This is a genomic window from Arthrobacter sp. NPDC093125 (assembly GCF_044754225.1).
Lineage (GTDB): Bacteria > Actinomycetota > Actinomycetes > Actinomycetales > Micrococcaceae > Arthrobacter.
The window spans coordinates 440,383-453,189 of record NZ_JBIVOQ010000003.1 but is presented as its reverse complement, the minus strand read 5'-3'; the positions used below and the strand labels follow the sequence as shown (position 1 = coordinate 453,189).

The following is a 12,807-nucleotide window of genomic DNA, read 5'->3' as shown; positions in this document are numbered from 1 at the left end:
CCGGCGGAACAGAAACCGGGGATGAGCAGCGTCCTGCGGGATACCTGGTATGTCTTCTGGCGCGAAATGCTGCTCCCGCTGCGGGATCCGTTCTCCCTTGTGTTCTCGCTCGTGCAGCCGCTGGTGTTCCTGGGCCTGTTTGGTCCCCTGCTCGGTTCGGCGGTTGGAGCCCCGGCTTTTGGCGGCCAGTCCACACTGCAGTGGTTCCTCCCCGGCGTCGTGGTCATGACCGCGCTCTTCGGCACGTCCATGACCGGTTCCAACCTGCAGTACGAACTGATGACCGGCTCCTACGAGCGGATTTTGGCCACGCCTCTCGCCCGCTCGTCGCTCATGATCGGCCGTGCGCTGAAGGAGTGGGCGCCCCTGGTGGTGCAGGGCCTGCTGATCTCCGTGGTGTGCGTTCCGTTCGGCTTCATCCTCCATCCCCTGCATGTCCTCTTCGGGCTTATTGTCCTGGGTATTTTCGGCATCGGGCTCGGAGCGCTGTCCTACGCCCTGGCCCTGGTTTCGCAAAACAAGGAGTGGATTTTCTGGGCTGTGCAGCAGACGCTGCTGTTCCCGCTGATGATTTTGTCCGGCATCATGCTGCCCATCGAGGCGGGACCGGAGTGGATGAGGGTGGCCAGCCTATTTAACCCGCTTACCTACCTGGTCAACGCAGAACGCGAACTCTTCGCGGGGGCAGTGGGCATGGATACGCTCTACGGTCTGCTGGCCGCGGTGGCGACTGCCGCCGTCGGACTCTTGGTGGGTATCCGCGCGATCGGCCGGAACACCAAGTAGAGCCCGTTGGGGCCACAAGTGCCCGTACGCGCTTGCCTGCGGGTCCACAAGTGCCCGTTCGCGCTTGCTGTGCCTGTTCGGAGCGCGAACGGACAGTTGAGGCCCTCCGGAGCGGAGAGGCCGCGTTGCGCTAGAGACCCAGCCGGGCCACGGCTTCCTCGCGCATCTCCACCTTGCGGACCTTGCCGGACACAGTCATGGGGAAGTTCTCGCGGACCTCGACGTACCGCGGGATCTTGTAGTGCGCCAGCTTCCCGCGGCAGTACTCCGCCACAGCGGCGGCGTCCAGCGGCGCGGCCCCGGGCTTCAGGATGACACAGGCCATCAGTTCCTCCCCGTACTTGGGGTCCGGAACGCCGATCACCTGGACGTCCTGGATGGCGGGGTGCGTGTACAGGAACTCCTCGATCTCCCGCGGATAGATGTTCTCGCCGCCGCGGATCACCATGTCCTTCATCCGGCCTTCAATCACGACATAGCCGTCCTCGTCCATGCGGGCAAGGTCCCCGGTGTGCATCCAGCCCTCAGCATCGATGGCTTCGGCCGTCGTGTCCGGCTGGTCCCAGTACCCCTGCATGACCGCATAGCCGCGCGTGCACAGTTCGCCGATCTGCCCCCGCTCCAGCACGTCCCCAGTTGCAGGGTCCACGATCTTGCTCTCCAGCCGGGGCATCGTGCGCCCAACTGTCTGCGTGCGTTGCTCCAGGGTGTCACCGCTGCGGGTCATGGTGGACACCGGCGAGGTCTCTGTCATGCCGTAGCAGATGGCCACGTCCTTCATGTTCATCTCCGAGATCACGCGCTTCATCACTTCGATCGGGCACAGCGAGCCCGCCATCACGCCGGTGCGCAGGGTCGAGAGGTCATAGGAGGCAAAGTCGGGCAGGGCCAGTTCGGCGATGAACATCGTCGGCACGCCGTACAACGACGTGCCGCCGAAGTCCTGCACCGCCTCCAGCGCCGCCGCAGGGGTGAAGCTGCGTCCCGGGATGATGGTGGCTGCGCCGTGGCTCAGGGCGTTGAGGTTTCCGATCACCATGCCGAAGCAGTGGTAGAACGGCACCGGGATCACCACGCGGTCGTGTTCGGTGTACCCCAGCAACTCGCCGATCGCGTAGCCGTTGTTCAGGATGTTGTGATGCGTCAGGGTGGCACCTTTGGGAAAGCCCGTGGTGCCCGAGGTGTACTGCAGGTTGATGGGGTCATGCGGGTCCAGTTCAGCCATGCGGGCTTTCAGCCCCGAATGCCCGACGTCGTCCGCCCGCTTGAGCAGCTCGGCGTACGTCAGCTCCTGCCCGCTTTGGGGGACGCCGCCGTCGAGCCCGTCCGGTTCAGAGTCCGGCAGGAACACCAGCTCGCGCAGGTCAGGGCATTCAGCCAGCGCCTGCCGGGCCATCCCCACGTAGTCGCTGTTGTCGTCCGAGGGAGCCGTGACCAGCAGGCGCATGCCGTTCTGCTTGACCACGAATTCCAGCTCATGGCTGCGGTAGGACGGGTTTACGTTGACCAGGATTGCCCCGATCTTGGCTGTCGCATACTGCAGGATGGTCCACTCGGCGCAGTTGGGACTCCAGATGCCGACGCGTTCCCCCTTCGCGACTCCGAGGGCGAGCAGCGCGCGGGCCAGGCGGTCGACGTCGTCGTTCAGTTTGGTGTAACTCCAGCGGCGGGCGTCAGCGCCCGGGACCCGGGCTGCCTCGATGAGGGCGTCATGCAAGGGGAACCGCGCAGCGATCCGTTCGAAGTTCTCGCCGATGGTCTCCCCGAGCAACGGGACGTCAGTGTCCCCGGCTGTGTAAGCGCGCATGCTGGCACGCTATCAACAGGTCACCCGCACCGACAGGGCAGCGGCAAAAGAACGCGCAACACTCAGCGGCCGGGACTGCACGGGAGCGGAAGCACCCGCGGTGGCCGGTATTGTGAAATTCATGAGTGCACCCATCGACCTGCAGGCAACGTTCATCCCCAACGACGGCGAATTCTTCCGCGTGAAGCTCGCCCTGGAAATCGCCATCGACGAGGTGGTCAACGAGCCCGGCTGCATCCGGTATGAGCTCACTGAGGCCACCGAGGAAAAGCTGGTCCTTGCCGAGCGCTGGGCCTCCGAAGAGGACCTCGACAAGCACTCCAAAGGCACCGCTGTCCAGGACCTCAACGAGTCCCTGAGCGCGCTGCTCGCCGAGCCCGTCAGGCTTGAACGCCTGTAGTACCCCCTGGAAACAACGCGGGGCCGCTTCCCGCCCAAGGAACCGAGAGGTCCAGTGGGCGGGAAGCGGCCCCCTTGCGTTAAGTGGAGGCCTAGAAGTCCGGGATCTGCGACCCGTCCTGGGGACCGGCGCTCTTCCGCTGGCCGTCACCTGCAGCGGCAGCCGCCTCTGCCTGTGAGCGCGCCACGTGGGCGTGCACTTCCTCCATGTCGAGGGCCTTGACCGCCTCGACCACCTGTTCGAGCTGGGGGGCGTTCAGTGCTCCCGGCTGGGAGAAGACTAGTACCTTTTCGCGGAACGCCATGAGTGTGGGAATCGATGTGATGCCGGCCTCCGCGGCCAGCTGCTGCTCGGCCTCAGTGTCCACCTTGGCGAAGACGACGTCGCCGTGCTTTTCCGAAACTGCGGAATACGTGGGCCCAAACTGCTTGCAGGGACCACACCATTCAGCCCAGAAGTCAACGAGGACAATGTCGTTGTTCTCGACGGTTGATGCGAACTGTTCACCTGTAATGTCTACGGTTGCCATGGGTCCACGCTACGCGAGCCCGGTCCCGATGTCCTCCCTCCGCCGTCTTTGTTCGCTACCCGCGTCACAGGGAATATCCCGGCCTGCGGGATTTAAGTAGGGGCTGCGGCTAAATACAGGTATTGCCTACGCGGGTGCCCCCGGTGCGGCACCTCCTACACTCAACACTGCTGGGCAGACGCGTTAGCGAGCGCGTCCCTCTCTCAATTGAATGGTCAGGCGTTAATCCAAGGCGATGCCGGCAGTCCGCCGGGTGTCTCCCCCGCCTTCGCCTCACCGCCCAGCAAGCGGCCGCCGGCTCTGCCCGCCGCACGAAACGGTTCAGGGGCCAGCCATGAATCAGCAGGAGAACAGCAGGCACCACGCAGCAGCCCGCCTCTCGAGTCCGCAGTCTTCGAATTCCCCGGCCGGGACACCACGGGCAGGAGCACTCCGCGCAGGCATTGATGTCAAGGCCCTGATACTTGCCGGACTCCTGCTGGCCGCGGTCGCGGCCCCCATTTGGCCAACTGCTCCCGCGGGCAGTCCCGGCGCAGCTGCCCAGCCCGCGCCCGTCCATTCCCCGAATGATGCGATGCCCTGGCCGGGCGGCGCCCGGCCTGCGTGGGAAACGGCGGCAGGGGCTCCAGCCTCCGTATCCCCGCCAAGTGGCTCCGTCACGGCGGACGAGCCGGTCCCTAAGAAGCCGTCCCTGCCTGCTGCGAAACCGGCGACGGCCGTCGCGGCCGACAAACCGGCGGTCGCGGCAGTCCCTAAACCGGCGGCACCTGCACCTGTGCCGGCACCGCCCAAGGCAGCCGCACCCGCGCCGGCTCCGGTGGCGCCGCCCAAAGCGGCCGCACCAGCGCCGGCTCCCAAGGTGGCCGCACCCGTCGTAGCCCCGGCCCCGGCGCCCGCGCCTGCCCCGGCACCCGCGCCGGCCCCGGCCCCCGCGCCGGCCCCGGCCCCGCCGCCGGCTCCGGCCGTCCGGACGATCTATGTGGCCGGAGCCGGAGGACAGGCCTTGGTGGACAGCTGCATCGGCCCGATCCACTTCACGCCGACCGACGGCTACTCCCTCTTCATTACAGAACACGACTTCTGCGGCGGCTGGGCGCGGTTCTCGGGCATCCAGGTTGGAGAGCGCGTGGATCTACCCGGCTACGGTTCATACACCGTGGCGGGCCGGGGGCAGGTTCCGAACGGAGGCACAACGAACGACGTCGCCGCAGTGTTTGGCGGATTCCCCCGTGCGGTCCTGCAGACCTGCATTCCAGGTACCACGCAGATGCTGGTGATAGCCCTGAACTGACGCGGCGGCCGCAACAGTGACCGTATGATTTTCCGCATGACGCAGCAACGCTACCGGGACCTTGCCGAGTGGCCGCTGATGGGGACTGCTGTGGTCTTCCTCTCGGCCTACGCCTGGCAGGTGGTTGCCAGGGTGGAGGGCCCGGGAGGGGAATGGCTTGAGGCCACTCTCTGGATTACCTGGGGCATCTTCGCCGCCGATTACGCGATCAATCTGTGGCTTGCAGATGACAGGCGCCGGTGGTTTCTGTGGAACCTCCATGAACTGCTGATTGTGGCCCTGCCGGTATTCCGCCCGCTCAGGCTGCTGCGGCTCGTCACGCTGCTGTCCGTGATTCACCGGACAGTGGGCGAATCGCTGCGGGGCAGGGTGGCCACCTACGTGGCGGGGTCGGCAGCCCTGCTCGTGTTCGTCGGGGCGCTGGCGGTGCTCGACGCCGAACAGTCAGTCCCGGACGCCAAGATCCTCACGTTCGGTGACGCCCTGTGGTGGGCAGTCACAACCATCACCACAGTGGGCTACGGAGACCTGTACCCGGTCACCGCCGTCGGCAGGGCCGTGGCAGTCGCCCTCATGTTGAGCGGGATCGCTGTGCTTGGTGTGGTCACGGCATCAATCGCCACATGGCTTGTCCAGCGGGTGAGCGACACCACGGAGACCGCCGTCGAAAACGCAGAGCAGCCCGTCCTGGCAGAAATTACCGAACTTGCTGCCGAAGTGGCTGCTCTCCGCCGCGAAATTGCCCAGCTCAAGGATGCCCAGCTCAAAGTGCCCGGCCCAGGAGCGGGCGCCCATCCTGAAGCCCGCTCCTGACTGTGGAAGCCGGAGCGGCCGGCAGCCATCTATGTTGATCCTGCCGGCCGTTGCAGCCTCAGCTCGTGCGGGTCAGTTACCGCCTACAGTCTTCGTCGTGACTTCCGCCCGGGGGGTCTTAGCGTAGACTTCCTTGCTGACCGTGTAGCCGTGCTCGTCCAGCTTGAGGGCTTCCTTGTGGACCTCTGCCAGCTTTGCATCCGTGAGCTGCTCTATCTTGACGAGGTCCAGGGTTTCCTGGTCGGCACCGCCTTCTGCGGTTACTTTCACGAGCCCGGTCCCCGCCGAATAAAACTTGCGCTGGTGGCCCACGGCTGGTTCAAGCGGATTGTGCTCATCGATGACCAGCACGTCCTCGTAGCAGCCGGTGGGTACGCAAACGCGTTCGTTCTGCTTGAAGACCTCACCGCAGTCCAGAAAGTCCACTGACGGGGCGTGGGCCTGGACGTATGCGGGCGTATCCATCTTGGGATCGCCCTGCATGGCTATGCCCGCCTGGCTCTCGTCGATGCCGTGGATGAATGTGTTGGGCGCGCCAATGAACTTGTCGTTTTCAAACTCCTCGGGGTACTCACCGAAGAGCCAGACTGTACCGGAGTTGTCCTGCGCGAAGAAAGCCAATTCTGATTCAACCAGCGAGCCATCGGCATAATCCCGGTCCCACATCACCAACGTCTTTACACCGTCGATGACTTTCGTCAGTCCTGTCACGGTGTGCGTGACAGTGCGCTCGGTGGTGCCCTCAGCGTTGACGACTTTGCCGGTGGTTGTGTAAACGGTCCCCGGCTTCAGCGAGAACCACTTGTTGTCGATGGCGGGAGATTCCGGGAAGGCGCCTGCATCGAAGTTGATGGCAGAGCCCGGTCCGCACAGCTCTGATGCGTTGGGCGTCCCGGTAGAAGTTCCTGTCGGCGATGCAGCGCCCGTTTCTGTCGGCGAAGCCGTTTCCGTCGCCGCTGACGTGGCGGTTGTTGTGGCCGGGGTCTGGCCCGCATTTGGCGCTGCGCACGATGCCACCGTGGAAATCGCGACCAGCAGAGTGAATGCGGAACCGAGGGCTGATAGTTTTTTTGGCTGGAACATCAGTACTGCCTTTCACATTGAATTAATTGCTTCAGCAACTGCCGGCGACCCACCTCATTGGAGGCCGAATTCAGGGGCAGCACTGTTCAGAAAAAACGGGGGGGCCGGAAGCGGACAGAAGATGCCGCCGGTGGGCGCGGAAGCAGGTTTACCGGGGAAACTCACCGGGCAATCGACCAGAAGGGTACGTTCCGCCTCCTCAACCTGAGACCTTGCTAATCCCGGACAGGCTTAGAAAAGATCATGGTCCTATTTCTCCTGTTTGGAAAGAGTTTCTGAAGCGTCTTTCTCACTCAGATTGAACGTCCTGATGCCAACATCGGACACACAGGTCAATTCCGCTAAAGAATGCTGCACATAAACTTCGGGATGCAACGTTCCATCACAGAACAATGCGAAATAAGTGACTATCAATGACCTATTGGGGAGAAAGGACTCATGCGCGGCGGGAAGCCAGGACCTTGGAAGGGAACCCCTACCCGCCCGTTCCCGATCACCTCAGTGAGCGCAGAATGGAGCGGAGGGTGCGGGCGGCCTTGCCGGCGGCTGTGCGGGCATCTGCTGTGCCGGCAGTGACCTCACCGACGGCTTCGGCGATCGGCAGTTCTGCCATGGCAGCTCCGGCTAGATCGCCGCGGCCCTGGAGAATGCCCCAGTGGTTGAGGTCCTTGACGCCGTCGAGCAGGACGGAGAGAACGTCGGCCGAATAGAACTTGGCCAGCGGTTCCCTCTTGCCGACGCCAATAGGCATGGCCCGCCAGGCGTCGGCATATTCTGAGGGCCGGGCAGCTGTGCCGGAACGAACCGGGATGCGCTCATCCGGAGCAGCGGACAGCCAGTTTGTGTAGCCGTCGCCCAGGAGGTGCTCCACGAATTTCCGCGCCTGATCGGCGTCCGAATCGCTGGTCACAGTCCAGGAACCGATCTCACCGAAATGCGCCGGTGTCGCGTCACCGTGGCCCTGGATACCCGCCACCACCCCCGTGTTCCTGACCAGGAATCCGGGATCCAGCTTGCATTCGCGGCAGCTGGGCCTCGCGTCGTTCCGCAGTCCTGCCAGCTCGTCGAGCATGAAGGTGGGCCAGACCGCCATTGCCGCGCTGCCGGCAAAGTAGGCACTCCGGACGGTGGCGACGTCTTGGGCTCCAGGAACGGAGTAATTCTTGAGCATGTCGCTGTAGAAACCGAGCGCGCCGACGCACTGGGGGCTGTCAAACGTGATGGCGCCCTGCGCACTGACCAGTTCGCACCCGTTGCCTTGGGCGATGTGCTCAAATGACTGCTGGGTGAAGGGCTGGCCCGCCTTGTTGGCCGCGACGAAGCCCGCAAGCTGAGGCGTGTGCAGCTTCTTGGCGGCTTCCAGGATGCGGCCATAGGTCGTGGGGGCCGCCAGGCCCGCCTGCGCGAACAGGTCTTTGCGGTAGTACAGGACCTGCTGCCAGGAGGCTGCGGGCACGGCGAGCTGGCGGCCGCCGTCGCGGGTCAGTTCCAGGGAACGCTGTGACCAGGTCTTTTCCCCGAGGTTTTTTATAACGGCTGCATTGGCTTCGGGGTTGACGTATTTGCTTGCAGCGAGTGTGCGGACGTTTCCCAGCGAAATCGCACCGATGACGTCGGGCAGGTTGCCGGATGCTGCCGATGAGGTCAGGGTCTGATTGAACTCATGCTCGGGAACCCTTATGAGTTCCGCTTTCAGTCCAGTAGCGGCCGTAAAGTCGGCGGCGATCGCCTGCATCCTTTCGACCCTGTCCGGCAGCGTGTCGGTGATCCAGACGGTGATGTCGTAGGCGTCCGGCGTATTGGCTGGGGAAACACCCTGCCCGCCGTCCGCTGTGCACCCGGCAACGAGGGCTGCCGCCAGCCCAGCTGCAGCGAGGATGCTGACCTTGGCGCGGCCTCTGGTTCTTTTCACCTCGGTGGTCCTGCCTTGGAAGTGCCGCTGGGGCTGAAAGCCCCCGGCAGCAGACCGAAACCCGCCGCGTTCGGGACTAACACTTCAAGGTTATCGCCGGGCAAAGCCGATGTCAGTAGCGCTCCGCGACCAAGCCGGATGGCGGGAAATGAAAAACCCCGCCCAACCGGTGTTTCCACTGGTTGGGCGGGGTTTCCGCGGGTGGCAGATGAGGGATTCGAACCCCCGTAGGCGTTGCCAGCTGATTTACAGTCAGCCCCCTTTGGCCGCTCGGGTAATCTGCCGAACTTCAAAGAAGTTACCCGGGTCATTGTTTCCAGCAACCGCGGGCAAGACAACTTTACAGAACTTCTGCCGAAGAATCGAATCGAGCCGGAAACGCCCGGAAACCCGCGGAAAATCAGGCTTCTCCAAGGATGCGCCCGGCGAGTTTCGCCTCGAAGCGCAGAGCCTGCTCCTCAGTGATCTGGTTGAGCTCCACGGCACGCTGGAGGTCCGCGTGGACACCGTCCAGCCGGGAGGAAGCGTCGGCCGCCGGACTCAGGATGATGGAAGCGGCCACTGCCGCAGCTGTGACCGAGGAGGCCGCGGTGGCGATCGCGCCGGCGGCGGTAGCGGTTGATCGGCTGACATAGCGGACTGCCTTGTGGGTCATTGCGTTCCTTCCGGGCCTGCTTCTTCGACTTCTACAACTCTGCGCGGCCAGTCTTCGTTTCCGCCGTGCCTCCGCTGTGAGAGAACTGTGAAAGGGGATTCACCATCACAACGGGCCCATCCGTACTACGCTGGAATGCAGATATTAACGCCCCGTACCGGCGAAGCAAGCACGAGCAAAAGGAGAGTCATGGCAGGCGAGTCCACATTCGACGTCGTAAGCAAGGTAGACAAGCAGGAAGTGGCGAACGCACTGCACCAGTCCCAAAAGGAGATCGGGCAGCGCTACGACTTCAAGGGGGTCGGCGCGGAAATCGACTTCAGCGGGGAAAAGATCCTGCTGAAGGCCAACTCCGAGGACCGGGTCATGGCCGTGCTGGACGTTTTCCAGTCCAAGCTCATCAAGCGAGGCATCTCGCTGAAGTCCCTTGACCAGGGCGAGCCGTACCCGTCGGGCAAGGAATTCCGCCTGGAGTGCTCCATCAAGGAAGGCATCGCGCAGGATCTCGCCAAGAAGATCAACAAGCTGATCCGCGACGAGGCCCCCAAGTCCGTCAAGTCCCAGATCCAGGGTGACGAACTCCGCGTGACGTCCAAGTCCCGTGACGACCTGCAGGCCACCATGGCTCTGCTGAAGGACTTCGACGAGGCCGACCTGCAGTTCGTCAATTTCCGCAGCTAGCCAGGTCTCACGGCGGTATGAAAGAGTCCCGCGCTGAAAGGTAGGGAACCCGTGAAGTACTCTGTGGCGCCTGAGCCGTGGGATACCGACGACGGCGCCCGGCTCCGGGGCCTGCAGCGCGCCGAGCTGGACGCGAGGTACGGCTCCGACGACCACGAACCGGGTTTAGCTCCCACCGCCGAGGACATCAGCTTATTCGTCGTTGCCCGCGAGGCGCAGGGCACGGCCGTGGCCTGTGGAGCGCTACGGCAGCTCGACGTAGACTCTGCGGAAATCAAACGGATGTTTGTGCTGCCCAGCCACCGAGGGACCGGAGCGGCCCCCGCCGTGCTCCGCAGCCTCGAGGCCGAAGCCGTCCGGTTGGGTCTGAGCGTACTCAAGCTCGAAACCGGAACCGCCCAACCGGACGCCATCAGGTTCTATGAGCGTGAGGGCTATACGCGCATCGACAACTTCGGGCCCTATGCGGGTGAACCGCTGTCCGTCTGCTACGCCCGCTCGCTCACCTGACGACGCACAACTTATCCGGCGACGCGCGAATTTCCGTTCGCTACAGGTATTCCGGCCGCGCCAGGCATTGTGCGCGTCGCAGGGTGCTGTGCGTGTCGCGGGGCAGGGCTTACGACGGCGGCCCTCAGCTAGGCAGCCGGCCCGCCATCCGCTCCAGCCGGGCAATGCGGTCCGGCATCGGCGGGTGCGTTGCGAACAGTTTCGTCATCGCCCCGCCGCGGAACGGGTTGGCGATCATCAGGTGCGAGGTGTTGACCAGCCGCTGGTCCTGCGGCAGCGGTGCCGCCTGGACGCCCTGGTGGATTTTGCGCAGCGCCGAGGAGAGCGCCAGCGGATCTCCGGTCAGCTTCGAACCGTCCTCGTCGGCGTCATACTCCCGGGTCCGCGAAATGGCCACCTGGATCAGGGAAGCCGCCAACGGCGCGAGCAGGGCCATGGCAATGAGGGCCAGCGGGTTCGAGTTCCGGCGGTCGCCGCCGCCAAAGAAGAGCAGCATCTGGCCCACCGAGGTGATCACTCCGGCCACGGCGGCAGCCACCGACGACGTCAGGATGTCGCGGTTGTAGACGTGCATGAGCTCGTGGCCCAGCACCCCGCGCAATTCGCGCGGACTGAGCAGTTGCAGAATCCCCTCGGTGCAGCAGACGGCCGCGTTCTGCGGGTTGCGGCCGGTCGCAAAGGCGTTGGGCGCCATGGTGGGTGAAACGAAGATTCTCGGCATGGGCTGGTTCGCGCGGACCGAGAGCTCCCGGACCATCTGGTACAGCTGCGGCGCCTGCGCCTCAGATACCGGATAGGCCTGCATCGAGCGCAGCGCGATCTTGTCGCTGTTCCAGTATCCGTACGCGGTGGTGCCCACGCCGATGAGAGCCATGATCCAGATCGGCGCCGAACTGCGCATACTCGTCCCTATCAGCGCCCCGAGGGCCAGGAGCACGGCCCACAGCACGCCAAAGAGCGCCGCCGTCTTCAGTCCGTTGTAGTGTTTATGCACTTTGCCTCCACAGCTTGAAACTGCACATCGTCCCGGAGGACCGCTACGGAACGGGGTTCCGCGCGTCGTACCTCAGGAAACCGGATTGCCGCTGCGCCACCGCCCAGGCCACCGCAATGCACAGGACGCCGCCGATCAGCAGGACCCAGCCTTCACTAAGAATTTTAGTGCCGCCGCCGGCCAGCATGTCCCCGATCCTCGGTCCGCCGGCCACCACCACTATGAATACCCCCTGAAGCCTCCCGCGCATATGGTCGGGGGTGGCAGCCTGCAGGATGGTGGTGCGGAAGACCGCACTCACGGAATCGGCGATCCCCGCCAAGGCGCAGCACAGCGCAGCGGGCAGCAGCCACAGGGTCACTCCCTCGTTTCCGGACCGCCCGGCCAGCACCACCACCAGGCCGAACCCGCCAATGGATGCTCCCCAGCCCATGACCGCCCAGACCACGGCGCTCCCCTGGCTCCGCACAGAGCCCAGCGGTCCGGAAAAGAGTCCGGCGAGGAACGCGCCGATGGCGGTGGACGCGAGCAGGATGCCCACCGTGGTTTCACCGCCGCCGATCATCAGCGCCGCAACGGCAGGCATCAGCGCCCGCGGCTGGGCCAGGATCATGGCCACCAGGTCGATGATGAAGGTCATGCGCACGTTGGGCCTCGTGCCCAGGAATTTGAAGCCTTCGACGACGGACCGCAGCCCCGCCTTCCCCGCTTCCTTGACGGGAGGCATGGGCGGCAGCCTGAGGAGCGCCCAGAAGGCGAACGCGAAACTCACCAGGTCGATGGTGTAGGTCCACCCAAAGCCCACCGAGGCCACCAGCACGCCGGCCAGCAGCGGCCCCGCCGTCATGGCCAGGCCGAAGGTCACCATGCTCAGGGCGTTGGCAGCAGGAAGCAGTTCCTTGCGGACCAGTACGGGGATGATGGCGCTGCGGGCAGGCTGGTTGATCGCCTGGGCGCCGCTCTGCACGGCAACGAGGGCGTAAAGGAGCCAGACGTTGCCCAGCTGCAGCCAGGCCTGGAGTGCCAGTCCGGCCACGGCTGCCCACATCACCAGCGAGGAGTTCAGGGCCACCCTGCGGCGGTCGTGGGCGTCGGCAATCGCGCCTCCCAGCAGCCCGCCCGCCACCAGCGGAATCAGCGCGAAGATGCTGAGCAGACCAACGTAGAGGCTGTCCGAAGTGACCCGGTACACCTCCAGGCTGACGGCCACGAGGGTGAGCTGGCTCCCCACACTTGCAACGGATGACCCCACCCACAGCCTGCGGAATTCCGGGCTTTCGCGCAGTGGAGTGATGTCGGCCAGAAGTTTTCCCACGCGGCAACTCTAGCCGGGGAGGAAAGTTAGC

Annotated in this window: 13 protein-coding genes and 1 tRNA gene; 6 read left to right on the top strand and 8 right to left on the bottom strand. The window is 64.5% G+C overall.

What is annotated here, in order from left to right; genetic code table 11:
- Nucleotides 1-21: 21 nt before the first annotated feature.
- Nucleotides 22-786, top strand: a complete 765-nt coding sequence (locus ACIP9X_RS09310) for an ABC transporter permease (RefSeq protein WP_400479426.1) — start codon at nt 22-24, stop codon at nt 784-786.
- Nucleotides 787-916: 130 nt separating this feature from the next.
- Here the strand turns inward: ACIP9X_RS09310 and ACIP9X_RS09305 are convergent, their stop codons facing one another.
- Entirely contained in the window at nt 917-2,593 is a 1,677-nt protein-coding gene (locus ACIP9X_RS09305; RefSeq protein WP_400479425.1) for an AMP-binding protein, read from the bottom strand.
- A 121-nt stretch (nt 2,594-2,714) separates the two neighbouring features.
- Between ACIP9X_RS09305 and ACIP9X_RS09300 the strand changes: the two genes are divergently transcribed.
- Nucleotides 2,715-2,993 (top strand): putative quinol monooxygenase, encoded by a 279-nt coding sequence (locus tag ACIP9X_RS09300; RefSeq protein ID WP_400479424.1) that lies wholly within the window; start codon nt 2,715-2,717, stop codon nt 2,991-2,993.
- Nucleotides 2,994-3,084: 91 nt separating this feature from the next.
- On the opposite strand, the gene trxA is transcribed toward ACIP9X_RS09300, so the two are convergent.
- Complete coding sequence (trxA, locus tag ACIP9X_RS09295; RefSeq protein WP_309109004.1) at nt 3,085-3,522, bottom strand: thioredoxin; 438 nt, start codon at nt 3,520-3,522, stop codon at nt 3,085-3,087.
- A 334-nt stretch (nt 3,523-3,856) separates the two neighbouring features.
- Here trxA and ACIP9X_RS09290 point away from each other — a divergent pair, with 334 nt between their 5' ends.
- Together ACIP9X_RS09290 and ACIP9X_RS09285 are read left to right on the top strand one after the other, a co-directional pair.
- Complete coding sequence (locus tag ACIP9X_RS09290; RefSeq protein WP_400479423.1) at nt 3,857-4,813, top strand: peptidoglycan-binding protein; 957 nt, start codon at nt 3,857-3,859, stop codon at nt 4,811-4,813.
- Between the two features lie 36 nt (nt 4,814-4,849).
- Complete coding sequence (locus ACIP9X_RS09285) at nt 4,850-5,626, top strand: potassium channel family protein (RefSeq protein WP_400479422.1); 777 nt, start codon at nt 4,850-4,852, stop codon at nt 5,624-5,626.
- 72 nt (nt 5,627-5,698) lie between these two features.
- Here ACIP9X_RS09285 and ACIP9X_RS09280 read toward each other — a convergent pair whose 3' ends face one another.
- From ACIP9X_RS09280 to ACIP9X_RS09265, 4 genes are all read right to left on the bottom strand, one after another.
- Nucleotides 5,699-6,709 (bottom strand): hypothetical protein, encoded by a 1,011-nt coding sequence (locus ACIP9X_RS09280; protein ID WP_400479421.1) that lies wholly within the window; start codon nt 6,707-6,709, stop codon nt 5,699-5,701.
- 493 nt (nt 6,710-7,202) lie between these two features.
- Nucleotides 7,203-8,621: an ABC transporter substrate-binding protein gene (locus ACIP9X_RS09275; protein ID WP_400479420.1), complete on the bottom strand. Its 1,419-nt coding sequence runs from the start codon at nt 8,619-8,621 to the stop codon at nt 7,203-7,205.
- Nucleotides 8,622-8,823: 202 nt separating this feature from the next.
- Nucleotides 8,824-8,905 (bottom strand) — tRNA-Tyr (locus tag ACIP9X_RS09270).
- Between the two features lie 116 nt (nt 8,906-9,021).
- Entirely contained in the window at nt 9,022-9,276 is a 255-nt protein-coding gene (locus tag ACIP9X_RS09265; protein ID WP_400479419.1) for a hypothetical protein, read from the bottom strand.
- 189 nt (nt 9,277-9,465) lie between these two features.
- Between ACIP9X_RS09265 and ACIP9X_RS09260 the strand changes: the two genes are divergently transcribed.
- The gene (locus ACIP9X_RS09260; protein ID WP_400479418.1) at nt 9,466-9,957 is read left to right on the top strand and encodes a YajQ family cyclic di-GMP-binding protein; all 492 of its coding nucleotides are present in this window, start codon (nt 9,466-9,468) and stop codon (nt 9,955-9,957) included.
- 51 nt (nt 9,958-10,008) lie between these two features.
- Nucleotides 10,009-10,467: a GNAT family N-acetyltransferase gene (locus tag ACIP9X_RS09255; protein WP_400479417.1), complete on the top strand. Its 459-nt coding sequence runs from the start codon at nt 10,009-10,011 to the stop codon at nt 10,465-10,467.
- Between the two features lie 124 nt (nt 10,468-10,591).
- Here the strand turns inward: ACIP9X_RS09255 and htpX are convergent, their stop codons facing one another.
- Nucleotides 10,592-11,461: a zinc metalloprotease HtpX gene (gene htpX, locus ACIP9X_RS09250; RefSeq protein ID WP_400479416.1), complete on the bottom strand. Its 870-nt coding sequence runs from the start codon at nt 11,459-11,461 to the stop codon at nt 10,592-10,594.
- 43 nt (nt 11,462-11,504) lie between these two features.
- The gene (locus ACIP9X_RS09245) at nt 11,505-12,776 is read right to left on the bottom strand and encodes an MFS transporter (protein WP_400479415.1); all 1,272 of its coding nucleotides are present in this window, start codon (nt 12,774-12,776) and stop codon (nt 11,505-11,507) included.
- Nucleotides 12,777-12,807 lie beyond the last annotated feature (31 nt).